The 15,642-nt window shown below is 72.1% G+C and carries 18 protein-coding genes; 9 read left to right on the top strand and 9 right to left on the bottom strand.

Annotated features, from left to right (window positions below; genetic code table 11):
* Positions 1 to 3 precede the first annotated feature (3 nt).
* Complete coding sequence (locus F5972_RS03625; protein ID WP_150930985.1) at positions 4 to 1,638, top strand: DUF2637 domain-containing protein; 1,635 nt, start codon at positions 4 to 6, stop codon at positions 1,636 to 1,638.
* A 264-nt stretch (positions 1,639 to 1,902) separates the two neighbouring features.
* Here the strand turns inward: F5972_RS03625 and F5972_RS03630 are convergent, their stop codons facing one another.
* The 3 genes from F5972_RS03630 to F5972_RS03640 all read right to left on the bottom strand — a co-directional run bounded on the left by F5972_RS03630 (position 1,903) and on the right by F5972_RS03640 (position 3,323).
* Entirely contained in the window at positions 1,903 to 2,172 is a 270-nt protein-coding gene (locus tag F5972_RS03630; RefSeq protein WP_150930987.1) for a GlsB/YeaQ/YmgE family stress response membrane protein, read from the bottom strand.
* Between the two features lie 192 nt (positions 2,173 to 2,364).
* Positions 2,365 to 2,838: a 2-C-methyl-D-erythritol 2,4-cyclodiphosphate synthase gene (gene ispF / locus F5972_RS03635; protein WP_225311124.1), complete on the bottom strand. Its 474-nt coding sequence runs from the start codon at positions 2,836 to 2,838 to the stop codon at positions 2,365 to 2,367.
* A gap of 2 nt (positions 2,839 to 2,840) precedes the next feature.
* Complete coding sequence (locus F5972_RS03640; protein ID WP_030510364.1) at positions 2,841 to 3,323, bottom strand: CarD family transcriptional regulator; 483 nt, start codon at positions 3,321 to 3,323, stop codon at positions 2,841 to 2,843.
* Positions 3,324 to 3,579: 256 nt separating this feature from the next.
* Here F5972_RS03640 and F5972_RS03645 point away from each other — a divergent pair, with 256 nt between their 5' ends.
* Positions 3,580 to 4,236 (top strand): copper chaperone PCu(A)C, encoded by a 657-nt coding sequence (locus F5972_RS03645; protein WP_191909922.1) that lies wholly within the window; start codon positions 3,580 to 3,582, stop codon positions 4,234 to 4,236.
* A 75-nt stretch (positions 4,237 to 4,311) separates the two neighbouring features.
* Here the strand turns inward: F5972_RS03645 and F5972_RS03650 are convergent, their stop codons facing one another.
* Positions 4,312 to 5,001 (bottom strand): response regulator transcription factor, encoded by a 690-nt coding sequence (locus F5972_RS03650; RefSeq protein WP_111697679.1) that lies wholly within the window; start codon positions 4,999 to 5,001, stop codon positions 4,312 to 4,314.
* Positions 4,998 to 6,188, bottom strand: coding sequence for a sensor histidine kinase (locus tag F5972_RS03655; protein WP_150930989.1), 1,191 nt, complete (start codon positions 6,186 to 6,188; stop codon positions 4,998 to 5,000). Before F5972_RS03655 ends, F5972_RS03650 begins: the two co-directional genes overlap by 4 nt.
* Positions 6,189 to 6,292: 104 nt before the next feature.
* On the opposite strand from F5972_RS03655, the gene phoU reads away from it, so the two are divergent.
* Complete coding sequence (gene phoU, locus F5972_RS03660) at positions 6,293 to 6,952, top strand: phosphate signaling complex protein PhoU (RefSeq protein ID WP_150930991.1); 660 nt, start codon at positions 6,293 to 6,295, stop codon at positions 6,950 to 6,952.
* Between the two features lie 111 nt (positions 6,953 to 7,063).
* The gene (locus tag F5972_RS03665; RefSeq protein WP_150930993.1) at positions 7,064 to 8,509 is read left to right on the top strand and encodes a hypothetical protein; all 1,446 of its coding nucleotides are present in this window, start codon (positions 7,064 to 7,066) and stop codon (positions 8,507 to 8,509) included.
* A 128-nt stretch (positions 8,510 to 8,637) separates the two neighbouring features.
* Here F5972_RS03665 and F5972_RS03670 read toward each other — a convergent pair whose 3' ends face one another.
* The 3 genes from F5972_RS03670 to mshA all read right to left on the bottom strand — a co-directional run bounded on the left by F5972_RS03670 (position 8,638) and on the right by mshA (position 11,361).
* A complete protein-coding gene (locus F5972_RS03670; RefSeq protein ID WP_138460544.1) occupies positions 8,638 to 9,381 on the bottom strand; it encodes a phosphoglyceromutase in 744 nt (247 codons plus the stop codon).
* 39 nt (positions 9,382 to 9,420) lie between these two features.
* On the bottom strand, positions 9,421 to 9,906 hold the full coding sequence (locus F5972_RS03675; RefSeq protein ID WP_150930995.1) for a type III secretion system chaperone family protein: 486 nt from the start codon (positions 9,904 to 9,906) through the stop codon (positions 9,421 to 9,423).
* A 171-nt stretch (positions 9,907 to 10,077) separates the two neighbouring features.
* Positions 10,078 to 11,361 carry a D-inositol-3-phosphate glycosyltransferase gene (gene mshA / locus F5972_RS03680; protein ID WP_225311125.1) on the bottom strand — a complete coding sequence of 428 codons (1,284 nt, stop codon included), beginning with the start codon at positions 11,359 to 11,361 and terminating at the stop codon, positions 10,078 to 10,080.
* Between the two features lie 174 nt (positions 11,362 to 11,535).
* On the opposite strand from mshA, the gene F5972_RS03685 reads away from it, so the two are divergent.
* From F5972_RS03685 to F5972_RS03695, 3 genes are read left to right on the top strand one after another with little or no spacing between them, the layout of a single operon-like run.
* Complete coding sequence (locus tag F5972_RS03685) at positions 11,536 to 12,312, top strand: SDR family NAD(P)-dependent oxidoreductase (RefSeq protein ID WP_150931305.1); 777 nt, start codon at positions 11,536 to 11,538, stop codon at positions 12,310 to 12,312.
* Entirely contained in the window at positions 12,309 to 13,145 is an 837-nt protein-coding gene (locus tag F5972_RS03690; RefSeq protein WP_150930999.1) for a class I SAM-dependent methyltransferase, read from the top strand. Before F5972_RS03685 ends, F5972_RS03690 begins: the two co-directional genes overlap by 4 nt.
* 10 nt (positions 13,146 to 13,155) lie before the next feature.
* Entirely contained in the window at positions 13,156 to 13,683 is a 528-nt protein-coding gene (locus tag F5972_RS03695) for a GNAT family N-acetyltransferase (protein ID WP_150931000.1), read from the top strand.
* Positions 13,684 to 13,698: 15 nt separating this feature from the next.
* Here the strand turns inward: F5972_RS03695 and F5972_RS03700 are convergent, their stop codons facing one another.
* Positions 13,699 to 14,229 carry an O-acetyl-ADP-ribose deacetylase gene (locus F5972_RS03700; RefSeq protein ID WP_150931002.1) on the bottom strand — a complete coding sequence of 177 codons (531 nt, stop codon included), beginning with the start codon at positions 14,227 to 14,229 and terminating at the stop codon, positions 13,699 to 13,701.
* Positions 14,230 to 14,280: 51 nt separating this feature from the next.
* On the opposite strand from F5972_RS03700, the gene F5972_RS03705 reads away from it, so the two are divergent.
* Together F5972_RS03705 and F5972_RS03710 are read left to right on the top strand one after the other, a co-directional pair.
* A complete protein-coding gene (locus F5972_RS03705) occupies positions 14,281 to 14,637 on the top strand; it encodes a BlaI/MecI/CopY family transcriptional regulator (RefSeq protein WP_150931004.1) in 357 nt (118 codons plus the stop codon).
* Positions 14,634 to 15,560 carry a M56 family metallopeptidase gene (locus F5972_RS03710; RefSeq protein WP_150931006.1) on the top strand — a complete coding sequence of 309 codons (927 nt, stop codon included), beginning with the start codon at positions 14,634 to 14,636 and terminating at the stop codon, positions 15,558 to 15,560. The genes F5972_RS03705 and F5972_RS03710 overlap by 4 nt, the downstream gene beginning before the upstream one ends.
* The last annotated feature ends 82 nt before the right edge of the window (positions 15,561 to 15,642 follow it).

A 15,642-nucleotide genomic window follows, 5' to 3' on the forward strand; every position in this document is an offset into this window, starting at 1 on the left:
GCCATGGACGTGACTCCCCCCGGCGCGGCAGGCAGGGCCTCCCGCCCGTCCCGAAATACCCCTTCCGGAATCCCGCTGGTGCTGCGCCGCCTCGCCGTCGGGCTCGCGGGCGCCGCCCTCGCGATGCTCGCCGCAGCCGCATGCGCGCTCTCCTTCGAGGATCTGCGGGCGCTGGCCGTCTCCGGACGCGCCGAGCCCCGCCTCGCCTACCTCTACCCCGCCGCGTTCGACATCCTGCTCGTCGTCGCCCTGGTCAGCGTGCCCGTGTTGCGGGGCGCGCGTCTCCTGGTGCGGGTGCAGGCGGGCTTCGTCCTGCTGGTCCTCCTCGCGTCCGCCGCCGCCGCGAACGCCTCGGCCGCCATGGGCGTCTCCTTCGATCCCGAGGACGCCGCGCTCGTCGTCGCGCTCCTGCCCTGGGTGATGCTCACCGTCGGGCTGTGGTTGCTGCTGCTCCTGCTGAAGCACGTGCGGACCAACCGGGCCGACCTGGACCTGGACGGCGACTCAGACGAGGGCCTCCTGCCGTTCGACGGCGAGCCCATGAGCAGGCGCGCCCCCCTGCCCGCCGCGACCGCCCCCTATCCCGCCATCCCCTATCCCGCCGTCCGCGAAGAACGGCACGCTCCCCCGCATCCGCCCGGCGAGGAGCATGCCGCCTCGCTGCAGCCCGCACCCGAGGCCGTGGCGCCACCCGGCTATGTCCCCCCGCTGCCGGTCAGCCCGGTCTCCGAGACGGTCGCACCACCCGAGTACGCCCCGCCCCTGCCGGCCATCGCGCCGGCGGACGACGAGACGACCGGCCCCCACGCCGCGGAGCCCGGCGCCGTCACTCCTGACGCCGTCACTCCTGACACCGACGAGGACGGCGTACGGCTGCCTCCCGAGGCTGTCCCCGGCGAAACGGTGCCCGAAGCCGCCGAGGACCGGGACGACCCCGACCCCGAGGCCCTGGCGGTCGTGCCCCCGACAGCGGCGCCCCCGACGCCCCCCGTGACGGAGCTTCCCGTGGAGGAGCCCGCCGAAGAGGTCGTAGAGCAGAGCACAGCGCAGATCGACACGGGGATGACGGAGCCGGCTCGGAACGCGTCGTCCGATGAGACGGCCGAGGCGGCTGCGCCCGCCCCGGAGCCCGTCATCGACGAGACTCCCGAGAAGCTCGACCCTGCCGTCACCGGCTCCGCCGAGACCCCCGCAGGCCCCGAGGGCCCCCAGAGCTCCGCGGACCCCGGCCTGGCCGAGCAGACGGCCCCGCCCCGGCGGAACCGGCCGGTGCGCTGGGGTGATCTCGTCCGGCCTCACACCGGCGACGTCCTCGTGCATCCCCGGCCGAAGCCGGCGGAGGAGACTCCCGAGCCGGACGGCGTCACGGACGACCCGCAAGCAGACGACGCACATGTGGATGACGTACAGGACGAGGCGGGCATCGACACCCAGCCGCTCCGCACCATCCGCGACGTCCCCGACCCCGCGCACGCGGCGGACTGCGCCGAACCGGACGAGCAGGCCGCACGGCACGACCAGTACGTCGCCGAGGGCGGCGAGCAGTCCTCTCAGGAGACCGCGCAGGACGGCGGAGATTCCGTGCCCCTGGCACCGCCGTCGGGCCGGATGCGCAGCACCCCCCGCCCGCCCGCCTGACGAGGCGGCCCATAGGGGGTCACGTGGACCCGCGGCAGCGACGGACGGGTCATACCGAACAGGGGCGGGCCGCGGGTTCCCGCAGCCGGCGTGGAGTGGGCCGGCCAGGTGCGAACACGGTGCGGGCCAGGTGCGAACACGGTGCGGGCCAGGTGCGAACACGGTGCGGGCCAGGTGCGAACGCGGTGCAGGCCCGCCCGGCTGGGGAGCCGGACGGGCCTGCACCGTTGATTGGGGCGGGAGCCGCCCTACCTTGCGAGTGCCTTACACCCGCGACCCTCGCTTCAGGCCGGCGACGATGCCGACACCGACGACGGCCAGTACGACCTGCATGACCAGTTCGATCCAGTCGATGCCATCCGTCGTGGCAACACCCATGGCCTGGGCGATCGCGGTACCGATGAGGGCCGCGACGATGCCGACGACGATCGTCAGGACCCAACCGATCGGCTGGCGCCCGGGCAGGAGCAGGCGACCCACCGCGCCGACGATCGCGCCGACGATGATAGCGCCGAGAATGGATGCGATTGTCATATCGACCTCCCGTTGAGGGTGACCCTTTCATCCTCGAACTGTGGGCTACCCCATGGGACGGGAATATGCATCCCACGAAAGAAAAAAAGGGGGCGGCGGCTCGACTCCGCGCCTGGTTCGTGCCGCCGCCCACGTGATAGTGAGACGCGCCGGGTCTCAATCAGGTTGGCATGTCCGATTGGAACGGGACATTCACGTCGGCACAATGAGGGCGGTCGCGATGGCCGCGATGCCTTCGCCCCTGCCGGTGAGCCCGAGACCGTCGGTCGTGGTGGCGCTGACGCTCACCAGAGCCCCTGCGGCGGCCCCCAGGGCCTTCTCCGCCTCCGCGCGGCGGGGTGCGACCTTCGGCCGGTTCCCGATGATCTGCACCGCCAGGTTGCCGATCTCGAAACCGGCCGCCCGCACCTGCCGTGCAGCCTCCTCCAGGAGCGTGACGCCCGGGGCGCCGGCCCAGCGGGGGTCGGCGGTCCCGAAGAGCGCGCCGACGTCTCCGAGCCCGGCCGCCGACAGCAGCGCGTCGCAGCACGCGTGGGCCGCCGCGTCACCGTCCGAGTGGCCGGCCAGCCCGGTCTCGCCCGGCCAGAACAGCCCGGCGAGATGAAGATCTCTTCCCGAAGCGAAAGGGTGGACGTCGACTCCGACGCCCACCCTTGGCAATGTCATGTTCAGGAGTTGAGCACCTCGTCGAGCAGGGCCTCGGCCTTGTCCTCGTTGGTCTTCTCGGCCAGCGCGAGCTCGCTGACGAGGATCTGGCGCGCCTTGGCGAGCATGCGCTTCTCACCGGCGGACAGGCCGCGCTCCTTGTCGCGCCGCCACAGGTCGCGCACGACTTCGGCCACCTTGTTGACGTCTCCCGACGCCAGCTTCTCAAGGTTGGCCTTGTAGCGGCGGGACCAGTTGGTGGGCTCCTCCGTGTGCGGCATGCGCAGCACGTCGAAGACCCGCTCGAGTCCTTCTTGGCCGACGACGTCGCGCACCCCGACGAGCTCGGCATTCTCTGCTGGTACCTGTACGGTCAGGTCGCCCTTGTCGACCTTGAGCACCAGGTAGGTCTTTTCCTCACCCTTGATGGTTCGGGTCGTGATGGCCTCGATCCGAGCAGCCCCATGGTGGGGGTAGACGACAGTGTCGCCGACCTGGAAAGTCATGTGACGAGTACCCCTTCCGCTGTACTCCAGAGTACCACGCGGTTCCCGCCTCCCGGAACAGTGAAAGAAACATAACTGCAGGTCAAAGCCTCGTTTTGGGGCTTGACAAGCCATCCACTCTGTGAATGGGCCTATGCGACACAAGGGGTGACCTGCGGTGCTACGGGTCACGGGCGGGAGCCGACGCCGGACCGGAGACCGGCGCGGATAAGGTGATTGCTGCCCATACACGTGCGTACCAAGGAGACCTCGTACCGTGACCAGCAGCAGCCGTCGCAGGGCGATCGCCGTTGCCGCGCTCCTCGCCGCCGCCATCCCTGCGCTGGCCGCGTGTGGCGCCGGTTTCGACGCCAACACCAACGTGCCGTACGCCCCCGGCGAGGCCGGGGTCCTCATCTCCGATGGCGGTTCCGGCCAGGCCTACGGCATGAACGGCATCAAGATCCCGCAGGCGTTCATCCTCGGGCCGGACTCCGGCGAGCAGATCGCCGCCGGCGGATCGGCGCCGATCCACCTCACCGTCCTGAACGGCACGGGGGCCGCGGACCAGCTCGTCGGCATCGTGCCCGAGGAGCAGAAGGCCACCTCGGCGAAGGTGCCGAGCCCCATCGCGCTGGAGCCCGGCACGCTCGCCAAGACCACCGGCGTCACGGTCGAGGGGCTGAAGACGCCGCTGCGCGGCGGCGAGACCATCCAGCTCACGCTGCGGTTCGAGAAGGCCGGCGACATCCCGGTCGTCGCACCCGTCGTCACCCGCAGCCGGGAGTACGCCACGCTGTCCCCGGCTCCGCAGACGACGCCCACGCCGACGGCCTCGGCCCCGGCGGGCGAGAGCCCGGCGCCGGCGGACGCCACGCTGCCCGAGGCCGGCCAGGCCGCGCCCTCCGGCTCCCCGAGCGCCCCTGCCGGGTGAGGCCCCCGGAGGCGCCCCTGAGCGGCAACACGAGAGCCCCTGTCCGCGACCGGACAGGGGCTCATGCCGTACGGATCACTCCTCGGCCGGGTCGAACTTGTAGCCCAGGCCGCGTACGGTCAGGATGCAGCGGGGGTTGGACGGGTCGGCCTCGACCTTGGCGCGCAGCCGCTTGACGTGCACGTCGAGCGTCTTGGTGTCGCCCACGTAGTCGGCGCCCCAGACCCGGTCGATGAGCTGGCCGCGGGTGAGCACCCGCCCGGCGTTGCGCAGCAGGACCTCCAGCAGCTCGAACTCCTTGAGCGGAAGCTGCACCTGCCGGCCGCGCACGGCCACGATGTGCCGGTCGACGTCCATGCGGACCGGCCCGCCGGTCAGCACCGCCGACTCCATCTCCTCGACGTCGCCCTGCCGGCGCAGCACCGCGCGGATGCGCGCCACCAGCTCGCGGGACGAGAACGGCTTGGTCACGTAGTCGTCGGCGCCCAGCTCCAGGCCGACGACCTTGTCGATCTCACTGTCCTTGGCCGTCAGCATGATGACGGGCACCTTGGACCGCTGCCGGAGCGAGCGGCAGACCTCGGTTCCGGGCAGGCCCGGCAGCATCAGGTCGAGCAGGACGAGATCGGCTCCGTTGCGGTCGAACGTCTCCAGGGCTTCGGGGCCGGTGGCCGCCACGGCGACCTCGAACCCCTCCTTCCTGAGCATGTACGACAGGGCGTCCGAGAACGACTCCTCGTCCTCGACGACGAGTACCCGAGTCATTTAGCGGCCTCCTGGGGGATGGTCGTGCTTGGTACGGGGACCGCCTGACCGCCGAACGCGGGAAGGCGAAGCGTGAAGGTGGATCCGGAGCCTTCCTTGCTCCACACGGTGACCTCGCCCCCGTGGGCGCCGGCCACGTGTTTGACTATCGCGAGCCCCAGCCCGGTGCCGCCGGTGGCCCGCGACCGCGCCGCGTCGACGCGGAAGAACCGCTCGAAGATGCGTTCCTGGGCGCTCTCGGGGATGCCGATGCCCTGGTCGCTCACGCTCACCTCGACGGCGTTCCCGGCCGGCCTGGCGCTGATGACGACCCGGGTGTGCTCGGGGCTGTAGGCGACGGCGTTGTCGATGAGGTTGCGCAGGGCGGTGACGAGAAGCTCCTCGTCGCCCCAGACCTTGAGCCCCTCGGTGCCGCCCGCCACCAGCGTGATGTCCTTCGCCGCCGCCTTGGTGTTGCACCGGTCGATGGCCTCGTGGACCGTCTCGTCCACCGGCACCTGCTCCGGCGCGGGGATGGGCTCGCCGCCCTGGATCCGCGACAGCGTGATGAGGTCCTGCACCAGGTAGGTCAGCCGGGCGGCCTCGTGCTGCATCCGGCCGGAGAACCTCTTGACGGCCTCGGGGTCGTCGGCGGCGTCCTCTATGGTCTCGGCGAGCAGGCTCAGCGCGCCGACCGGCGTCTTCAGCTCGTGGCTGACGTTGGCCACGAAGTCCCGGCGTACGGCCTCGACCCGCTGGCGCTCGGTCTGGTCCTCGGCGAGCACGAGCACCTGCCCGTGGGAGCCCAGCGGGGCCACCCGGACCGCGAACGACGTGGACTCCTGCCCGAACTTGCGCCCGGCGGTCTCGATCTCGCTCTCGCGGATCTCACCGTCCCGGCGGACCTTCCGGGCCAGCGCGAGCAGTTCGGCGGCCATCAGCGACTCTCCGCGTACAAGGCCGAAGGCACGCGCCGCCGAGCTCGCGCGCAGCACCCGGTCCTCGCGGTCGAGCACGACCGCCGAGGAGGGCAGCACGGCCAGCACCGACGCCACGCCCGGAGGCAGGGTGTCGTCCACCGGGTCCGGCTCGGGTGGCTTGTACGTCTGCCGTCGGATCGCGAGCATGACGAAGGAGCCGAGGACGAATCCGCCCATCGCCGCCAGGCTCGCCAGCAACTCGTTCACATTCAGCAGCCTAGGCGGCATTTCGTGTTCCTCCACCTGTCCGACCAGGCACGACTCTTCTGTTTCCGGAAAAGTTCATCCGGCGGTCGAAATTCGTTCATCGGCGCGCGCGTAGCGTGGCGGCCATGCGCGACGCCTATCACGAAGAGCTGGCCGGTCTGACCGACCGCCTGGTGGAGATGACACGCCTGGTGCGGTCGGCCATGTCGAGGGGGACGACCGCCCTGCTCGACTCCGACCTGCAGCTGGCGGAGAGCGTCATCGCCCAGGACGCCGAGGTCGACCGGCTGCACATGGAGCTGGAAACCTCGATCTACGAACTGATGGCCACCCAGCAGCCGGTGGCGGTCGACCTGCGCACCGTCATCACGGCGCTGCGGATGGCCGCCGACCTGGAGCGGATGGGCGACCTGGCCGAGCACATCGCCAAGCTGGCGCGGATGCGCCACCCCGAGTCGGCCATCCCGGCCGAACTGCGCGAGACGTTCGTCGAGATGGGCGCCATCGCCGAGAACCTGATCACCAAGGCGGGCAGCTGCATCGCCTCCCGCGACATCGACCTCGCCAAGGAGCTGGAGGAGGACGACGACGCCATGGACCGCCGTCACCGCCGCCTGTTCCGCGTCCTGCTCTCCAAGGACTGGGAGCACGGCATCGAGGCCGCGATCGACATCACGCTGGCGGGCCGCTACTACGAGCGGTACGCCGACCACGCCGTACGCGTCGCCCGCGACGTGGTGTACCTCGTCACGGGCACCCGCGACACGGACGCCCTCACCGGCTGACGCGCCACAGCGTACGGGGGACGGCGTACAGAAGCCGCGAAAGCCCCGGTCCTCGGGGGGCCGGGGCTCTCGCATCCGTTCTGTCGCACCGGTCGCGTAGTCTGCGCTCCCGTGCCGAGACGATCATGGGTCCTCTGGGCGGCGGCGGTGCTGACCGCGACGGCTCCCACCCTCTACTTCTGGGTCGCGTCGATCCTGACCGGCGGCGAGACCGAAGGCTTCTTCTCGACGGTCTCGTTCGGGAGCTCCTGCCCGGGGTGGGAGATCTATGACCTTGTCTATTTCCCGGCGTACCCGGTCATCGGCTTCCCCCTCCTCGCGACCGACGGAGCCCCGCTGGTCGTCCTGGGCTTCGCGGGCTGGTGGCTCAGCGTCCGGAGGGGGCGGCTCCGGCTCGGCAGGATCATCGGCCGTTGCGTCGCCGTCGTGCTGCTCGTCCTCCACTTCCCCGGGTTCCTGCTCCCCACGCTGGACGCCGCCCTCGGCCCCGGGTGCGCGCAGCAGTGGGGACCGCCCGAAGTGTTCTACTCGCAGGTCGGGTGGGGGCTCTACGACTCCCTTCCGCCGCTGCTCGTGCTGCTCGCCGTACGGGTTCCCCGGCGCGGGTTCGCACGGCGCGGCCCGGTCGCCCGTTCGGCGGCCGCCGCCCTGGCGGTGGCCGCGGTCGTCCTGCTTCCGGCGGGGTCGGCCGCCCTCGGCAGAGTGAGCACCGATTCGGAACTCGACTGCGCCGGATTCGGCGACGGCACCGTCAAGGGGCTCACCACGGCGGAACGGCGCTTCCTCTGCGCGGTCCGCGGCCACGGCCTCCCGACCGACCCCACGTACGGCTCCCCTGTCGAGGAGTGGGACGAGGTCACGGACGAGGTCGTCCTGGCTCAGGGGCGGCACCTGTGCGCGCTGGCGACCCGGCACGGAGGCGACCTCGGCGCGCGGGCCGTCCAGGAGGCCCCCGAGGCGTCCCTGGCGGGCAAGCTCGCGATCCTGTGCCCGGCCGTGGCCGGCGCGCGGCAGGCGGAGGAAGATCGGCAACAGGCGGAGTCGGACGCGTACGTCGCCGGGAAGGAGAAGGTGTGCGCGGCGCTGCCGCGGCACCGGCCCGAGACCAGGCCCGTACGGCAGCGCCGGGCCACGATGTGGACCGAGTTCTGGACCATCGACGGCTGGGAGGACGGCTACGAGGGCAGTGCCCCGGACCTGGTGCGGAACCTGGTGGGAAGCGACCGGGGCGCACTCGCGATCTGGGCCGCCGACGAGGTCGGGCACGCCTGCGTGACCGTCGAGTCCTACACCCGGCGCCCGCCCGTGGAGACCAGAGGCTGGGAGGAGGTGATCGAGGTGGCGTACGAGAGCCCGACCGGCTCCCTGGAGCTCGTCGACGGCTACGGAAAGAGACTGAAGGGGCTCACCAGGCGCGGACCGGGCTCCTACCGGGTCAGGGTCCACCTGCGCGGCCGCGAGCTCGTCACCCAGGTGCCCTATCCCCCCGACGGCGCCGTACGGATCCTGGTCGAGGTCTTCCCCGGCAGGGCGAAGAAGACCGTCGTCTACAAGTAGGCCGCGCCGCTGTGCTGTCTTGCCGCGCCTCCGGCACGGCGGGCTCGGGGCGCGCACGTCCGCTGTCGCACACACGGACACGGCCGCGCCCCTCGGGAGGAGCGCGGCCGTGGTGACGGATGTGGGGGTTACTTCTTGCCCTGGTTGGCGACGGCCTCGATGGCGGCCGCGGCGGCGGCGGGGTCGAGGTACTCGCCCTTGCCGACCGGGCGGAAGTCGTCGTCGAGCTCGTAGCGAAGCGGGATGCCGGTGGGGATGTTCAGGCCCGCGATGTCCTCGTCGCTGATGCCCTCCAGGTGCTTGACCAGCGCGCGCAGGGAGTTGCCGTGCGCGACGACCAGCACGGTGCGGCCGCCGGTCAGGTCGGGGACGATCTCGTCATACCAGTACGGCAGCATCCGGCCGACGACATCCTTGAGGCACTCGGTGCGCGGCACCAGCTCCGACGGCAGCAGCGAGTAGCGGCCATCACCGAGCTGGGAGTACTCGTCGTCGTCGGCGATCGGCGGCGGCGGCACGTCGTACGACCGGCGCCACAGCATGAACTGCTCGTCGCCGAACTCGGCGCGGGTCTGCGCCTTGTCCTTGCCCTGGAGCGCGCCGTAGTGGCGCTCGTTGAGCCGCCAGGAGCGCTTCACCGGGAGCCACAGCAGGTCGGCCGCCTCAAGGGCGATGTTCGCGGTCCTGATGGCCCGGGTGAGCACCGAGGTGTGCACCACGTCGGGCCGGATGCCGGCCTCGAGGAGCAGCTGCCCGCCGCGCCGCGCCTCCTCCTCGCCGGTCGGCGAGAGGGTGACGTCCACCCAACCGGTGAACAGGCCCTTGACGTTCCATTCGCTCTCACCGTGCCGCAGCAGCACCAAAGTAGCCATGCGGCCAATCCTATCGGCGTACGGTTGACGGCCCGTTGGTCAGGAGTCGACGACCCGGGCGAAGGCCTGGAGGTTCGCCAGCGACTCGCCGCGCTTGACCCGCCACTCCCACTCGCGCCTGATGGACGACGCGAAGCCCAGCTCGAGAGCACGGTCGAACGACTCGTCGGAGTAGGTGAGCACGCAGCCGAGGATGCGGTCGATCTCCTCGCCGGTGACCGCGCCGAGCGGCAGCCGGCCGACCAGGTGCACGTCGCCCACGGCGTCGACGGCGAAGTGGACGCCGTACATCGAGCCGTTCTTGTGCAGCAGCCATCGGTAGAACTCGGCGTGGTTCTCGTCCGGCTGCCGGCAGAAGAACGCCTCGACGGTCAGCGCCTGGTCGCCGACGACGAGCCAGGTCATGGTGGCGAGCTTGTGCCGGCCCGGCAGCTTCACCAGGAACGCGCCCGGTCTGGGCTGTTCGTAGGACAGCTCGGCGGACTCCAGCGCCGACTCGATCACGGCTTCGAGCTCGGTTCTCATCCCGCCACCCTAAGTCGTGTTTCAAAAGCCATGCCCTGCTGCGCGTGGCCCAGGCGGCGCCTCGCTGCGTTGTCGTCGTCGCCCGTAGCCTCCGGCTACGAGCTCCTCCTCCGCCTTGCGATGCATCCACCTGGATCCCCGCTCGCGACGGGCAGCCCTTTTTCAACACTCCTACGAGCTGACCGCGATGGGGGTCCGGTGGAGCTGGGCCTTGGCGCCGGCGTAGACCTCGGCGAGGCGGGCGGCGGTCGCCGACCAGCCGAAGGCGGTCGCGTGCTCCACGGCGTTGGCGGCGAGCGCGGCGAGCCGGTCGGGACGCCCGGTCAGCAGGCCCAGCTCCCGCGCCCAGTCGTGCGGGTCGTGCCCGTCGACCAGTACGCCGGACACGCCGTCCCGGACGGCGGTGCGCAGCCCGCCGACCGCCGCCGCGACGACGGGGGTGCCGCACGCCTGCGACTCCAGCGCCACCAGCCCGAACGACTCGTTGTGCGAGGGCACGACGGTCACGTCGGCGGCCCGGTACCAGTCGGCGAGCTCCTGCTGCGGGGCGGGCGGCGCGAGCCGTACGACGTCGGAGATGCCGAGCTCGGCGGCGAGGTCGCTGAGCAGCGCGGGACGGGCGAGGCCGTTGCCGCTGGGTCCGCCGACGCAGGCGACGACGAGCCGCGACCGCAGCGAGGGGTCCTCGACGAGCATCCGGGCGGCGGCCCTGAGCAGCACGTCGGGGGCCTTGAGCGGCTGGATGCGGCCCACGAACAGCAGCACGTGCGCGTCCCGCGGCAGGCCGAGGCGGCGCCGGGCGGCGCCCTTCGACGCGGGCTGGAAGACGGCGAGGTTCACGCCGGGGTTGACCACGGCCACGCGCTCACGCGGCGCCTTGTAGAGGTCGATCAGTTCCTCCGCCTCGGCGGCGGTGTTGGCGACCAGGCGGTCGGCGACCTCCACGACCTGCTCCTCGCCCAGCACCCGCATCGCCGGCTCGGGCTTGTCGCCCTCCGCGAGCAGGGCGTTCTTGACCTTGGCCATCGTGTGCATGGTGTGCACGAGCGGCACGCCCCAGCGTTCCTTGGCCAGCCAGCCCACCTGGCCGGACAGCCAGTAGTGGGAGTGGATCACGTCGTAGCGGCCGGGGTCGTACATCGCCTCGGTGCGCAGGACGCCGGACAGGAAGCCGCACAGCTGTCCGGGAAGGTCGGCGCGGCCGAGCTCCTCGTACGGCCCCGCCGTGACGTGACGGACCAGCACGCCGGGGCTCAGCTCGGCCTCCGGGGGCAGATCGCGCGCGGTGCGCCGCGTGAAGATCTCGACCTCGATGCCGAGCGCGGCGAGCCGCTTGGCGACCTCGACGATGTAGACGTTCATGCCGCCCGCGTCGCCCGTGCCCGGCTGGTCAAGCGGGGACGTGTGCACGCTTATGGTCGCGACGCGGTTGACCCGACGCCGAAAGACCGACACCCGAACCACCTCCGAAAGGCTTACAACCACCAAAATCATCACCGGATTCCCCGACAGGTGTGAGCACCGGGGGCCCTGAGAGGATGGCGGCTGCACCCGTGGCTGGACCCGTGGCTGGACCCGGGTGCCCGGGGACGCTCAGAAGTGCGGCGTGGAGGGAGGATGGCGGTGACGATGACCGATCCGACGGTGACCGGTCCGGGGCTCAGGACCGCGCTGGTGACCGGCGCGAGCAGCGGCATCGGCGAGGCGACGGCCCGGCGGCTCGCCGCGGAGGGATACCGGGTGGTGGCCGCGGCGCGGCGGCGGGACCGGCTCGACGCGCTGGCGGCCGAGGTGCCGGGCGTCCGCGCGGTGACGCTCGACGTGACCGACCAGGCGTCGGTGGACGCGCTGGCCGGCTCGCTCGACCGCTGCGACGTCCTGGTGAACAACGCGGGCGGCGCGTTCGGGCTGGAGCCGGTGGCCGAGGCACGGGTGGACGACTGGCAGCGGATGTACGACGTGAACGTGCTCGGCGCCCTGCGGGTGACCAGGGCGCTGCTGCCGAAGCTCGTCGCGTCGGGTGACGGCGTGCTCGTGATGCTCACCTCGACGGCCGCCTTCGTGTCGTACGAGGGAGGCGGCGGCTACTGCGCGGCCAAGCACGCGCAGAGCGCGATGACCGAGACCCTCCGCCTGGAGCTGTGCGGCGAGCCGGTGCGGGTGGTCGAGGTCGCCCCGGGCATGGTGAAGACCGACGAGTTCGCCCTGACCCGGTTCGGCGGCGACGCCGAGCGGGCGGCCAAGCTGTACGAGGGCGTCCCCGATCCCCTGACCGCGGACGACATCGCCGACGTGATCGCCTTCGCGGTGACCCGCCCGGCCCACGTGAACATCGACCGGCTGGTCGTGCGGCCCCGGGCCCAGGCCGCCCAGCACAAGGTGCACCGGGTCACGTCCGGGTCATGAGGCCGGCCCGGCCCGGACGGCCCGTCGGGGCGGTCACCCGCGGCACCACCGGGCACAACCGGCTGCGCCGCTGCGACCGCTGGATCGCCGCCGTGTACGGCCCGCTGCTGCGCTCGGGCCGCGCGGGGACGGCGCCGCCGCTGGTGGTCGACCTCGGCTACGGCGCGTCCCACGTCACGACGACCGAGCTGTTCACCCGGCTGCGCCGGGTCTGCCCGGTGGTCGAGGTGGTGGGCGTGGAGATCGACCCCGGGCGGGTCGCGGCGGCCAGGCCGTACGAGCGGGAGGGGCTGTCGTTCGTCAGGGGCGGTTTCGAGCTGCCGGTCCCCCGCCCGCCGCTGATCGTCCGCGCGTTCAACGTGCTGAGGCAGTACGGCGAGGACGAGGCGTGGGCGCACTGGGACCTGCTCCGCGCCGGCCTGCACCCCTCGGGAGTGGTCGTCGAGGGCACCTGCTCGGAGATCGGCCACCGCGCGACCTGGGTGGCGCTCGGCGCCGAGGGGCCGCGGACGCTGACCTTCGCGGCTCGCTTCACCGGCTTCGGGCGGCCGTCCGACCTGGCCGAACGGCTGCCCAAGACGCTGATCCACCGCAACGTGCCCGGGCAGCCGGTGCACGCGTTCCTGGCGGACTGGGACCGCGCCTGGGCGACCTGCGCCCCCTTCGGCGCGTACGGCGCCCGGCAGCGCTGGATCAAAGCGGCCGAGCTGGTGGCGCGGGACTGGCCTGTGGAGACCCTGCCGCCGACGGGAGGCCCGGGACGGTGGCGGCTCGGCGAGCTGACCCTTCCCTGGAGCGGCGTCTCCCCCGTCGGCTCCTCCGGCGGTTGGTAACGTCCGGGCCATGCGTTTCGTCCTCGACCCGGAGATGACCCCCGAGCTTTTCGAGCAGCTCCTGCACTGCTGGGCGGAGGTGACCAACGCGGACGGCGCCGTGGGCTTCGTGCCTCCCGTGACGCCCGACGTCATCAGGCCGACGGCGGAGAAGGCGTTCGCCCGCACCCGCTCCGGCGGCGGCCCGGCGGCCCCGGACCGCCTCCTCGCCGGGTTCGGCGACGACGGCGAGGTCGCCGCCTGGCTCATCCTGGCCGACAACGACTCGCTCCTGCGGGCGCACTGGCGGTGGGTGCTGCGGGTCATGGTCCACCCCAAGCACCAGGGCAGGGGGTACGGCCGGGCCCTGCTGCGCGCGGCCGACGACGCCGCGCGGTCCATCGGCCTGGAGGCGCTGCAGCTCACCTGCCGCGGCGGCACCGGAGTGGACGCCTTCTACGCGAGCGCGGGCTACCAGGAGGTCGGCCGGGTGCCCCGCTCGATCCGGCTGGCCCCTGGCGACGAGCGGGACGAGATCTACATGATCAGGTGGCTGTGAACTCCGGCCCGACGCTCAGGGCGACTCCGCGAGAGCGGTCTCGAACGCGGCATAGGCTGCATTACTGAACAGTACGAACCGCACCTCGCGGACGGTGGAGGCGGCCTGCCGCGCTGTGGTCATCCGTACGGTGGTCAGCGCGATGCGGGCGGCGTCCTCCATCGGCCACCGGTAGACCCCCGTGGAGATGGCGGGGAAGGCCACGGTGGCGGCGCCCAGCCGGTCGGCGACGGCCAGCGACTCCCGATAGCAGGAGGCCAGCAGATGGGATCGGTCCTCACCCCGCGAGTACACGGGCCCGACCGTGTGGATCACCCATCGGGCGGGCAGCCGTCCGGCGGTGGTCTCGACGGCCTGCCCGGCGGGCAGTCCTCCCGCGTACCGGGAGGCGCGCAGCGCCCGGCACTCCTCCAGAATCGCGGGGCCGCCGCGCCGGTGGATGGCCCCGTCCACGCCTCCGCCGCCCAGCAGGGACGAGTTGGCCGCGTTGACGACCGCGTCGACCCGCTGCTCGGTGATGTCTCCCTCGACCAGAACGATGTCCATGTGCGTCACCTCTCTACAGGACGTAGTACTACCCCAGGTAGCCTTGGAGGTGTGAAGGGACTGGGAGAGCTCGAACGCAGCATCATGGACATCCTCTGGGCGGAGAACGCACCGCTCACCGCCCGCGAGGTCGGGCGTCTCATCGAGGACCGCGACCTCGCGCCGACGACCGTGATGACCGTGCTCGACCGGCTGTCCCGGAAGGGGTTCCTCACCCGCACCCGGGACGGACGCGCCTGGCGCTACCAGCCCGCCGCGAGCCGCGACGCGTACGTCGCCGAGCTCATGCTCGAAGCCCTCGACATGACCGGCGACCGGGACGCGGCGCTGACCCGCTTCGCCCGGGCCGTCTCCGGGACCGAGGCCGAGATTCTCCGGAAAGCGCTCACGGAGCTGGGGGAAGAGTGATCGCGGCGGCGGTCCTAGCCGCGCTCGCGACGACCTGCGCGCTGGCCGCGTGGCGGCTGACCTTCGCGCGCTGGACCTGGCGTGCCCCGCGCACGGCGATCCTGCTGTGGCAGTCGCTCGGGGTGACCTGGGGCCTCGCCTCCACCGGCGCCCTGCTCGCCTTCGCCCTCGGCCCGTACGGCAAGGGGGTCGTGCACGGCCTGGCCGAGTTCCTGGCGGGCTTCCTGGCGAGTGTGGGCTCCAGCGTGCGCGACCCGTACGACGCGATCCGGCTGGCCGCGCTGGTCGCGGGCCTGTCCCTGCTCACGGTGCTGGTGGCCCTGCCGCTCGCGGCGGGGGCGCAGACGCTGCGGGCCCGCCGCAGGCACCGGCTGCTGCTCGCGCTGGTGGCCAGGGACGAACCGGCCGTGCCCGGCGTGCGGGTGGTCGACTTCCCCGGCGCCGCCGCCTACTGCCTGCCCGGGCTGAAGTCGCAGGTCGTGATCAGCGACGGCACTCTGCACCTGCTGTCGTCCGCCGAGCTGGAGGCCGTGCTCGCCCACGAGGCCGCGCACGTGCGCGAACGCCACGACCTGGTGCTGCTGCCGTTCGCCGCCCTGCGCCGCGCCCTGCCGTGGTCGAAGCTGGTCCGCGACGCGCAGGCGTCGGTCGAGCTGCTGATCGAGATGGCCGCCGACGACCGCGCCCGCCGGCGCTGCTGCCCGCGCAGGCTGGCCACGGCCCTGCTGCGGTTCGGCACCTCGGCCGCGCTGCCCACCCCGCAGGGCGCGCTCGGCGCGTCCGCGTCGTCGGGCGTGATGGCCAGGGTCGACCGGCTCGTGCGTCCCGAGGTGGCCCTTCCCCCCGCGCAGCGCTTCCTGATCCTGACCGGGTCGGTGGTGCTCGCGACCAGCGCGCCGCTGCTCTGGCTGCTCCCCGGCTGAGACCGCTTCCCGGCTCGACCGTTTCCTTGCGCATGCTTGGGTGTTAGCTGAAGTTAGCCATCGAGTTTGCAATTGCAAGCAG

It is taken from the genome of Microbispora cellulosiformans, from assembly GCF_008728085.1.
GTDB classification, from domain to species: Bacteria; Actinomycetota; Actinomycetes; order Streptosporangiales; family Streptosporangiaceae; genus Microbispora; species Microbispora amethystogenes.

Coding starts and splice junctions, on each gene's coding strand:
- F5972_RS03625 (WP_150930985.1), top strand. CDS start 4: ATGGACGTGACTCCCCCCGGCGCGGCAGGCAGGGCCTCCCGCCCGTCC.
- F5972_RS03630 (WP_150930987.1), bottom strand. CDS start 2,172: ATGACAATCGCATCCATTCTCGGCGCTATCATCGTCGGCGCGATCGTC.
- ispF (WP_225311124.1), bottom strand. CDS start 2,838: ATGACATTGCCAAGGGTGGGCGTCGGAGTCGACGTCCACCCTTTCGCT.
- F5972_RS03640 (WP_030510364.1), bottom strand. CDS start 3,323: ATGACTTTCCAGGTCGGCGACACTGTCGTCTACCCCCACCATGGGGCT.
- F5972_RS03650 (WP_111697679.1), bottom strand. CDS start 5,001: ATGACTCGGGTACTCGTCGTCGAGGACGAGGAGTCGTTCTCGGACGCC.
- F5972_RS03655 (WP_150930989.1), bottom strand. CDS start 6,188: ATGCCGCCTAGGCTGCTGAATGTGAACGAGTTGCTGGCGAGCCTGGCG.
- phoU (WP_150930991.1), top strand. CDS start 6,293: ATGCGCGACGCCTATCACGAAGAGCTGGCCGGTCTGACCGACCGCCTG.
- F5972_RS03670 (WP_138460544.1), bottom strand. CDS start 9,381: ATGGCTACTTTGGTGCTGCTGCGGCACGGTGAGAGCGAATGGAACGTC.
- F5972_RS03675 (WP_150930995.1), bottom strand. CDS start 9,906: ATGAGAACCGAGCTCGAAGCCGTGATCGAGTCGGCGCTGGAGTCCGCC.
- F5972_RS03685 (WP_150931305.1), top strand. CDS start 11,536: ATGACCGATCCGACGGTGACCGGTCCGGGGCTCAGGACCGCGCTGGTG.
- F5972_RS03690 (WP_150930999.1), top strand. CDS start 12,309: ATGAGGCCGGCCCGGCCCGGACGGCCCGTCGGGGCGGTCACCCGCGGC.
- F5972_RS03695 (WP_150931000.1), top strand. CDS start 13,156: ATGCGTTTCGTCCTCGACCCGGAGATGACCCCCGAGCTTTTCGAGCAG.
- F5972_RS03700 (WP_150931002.1), bottom strand. CDS start 14,229: ATGGACATCGTTCTGGTCGAGGGAGACATCACCGAGCAGCGGGTCGAC.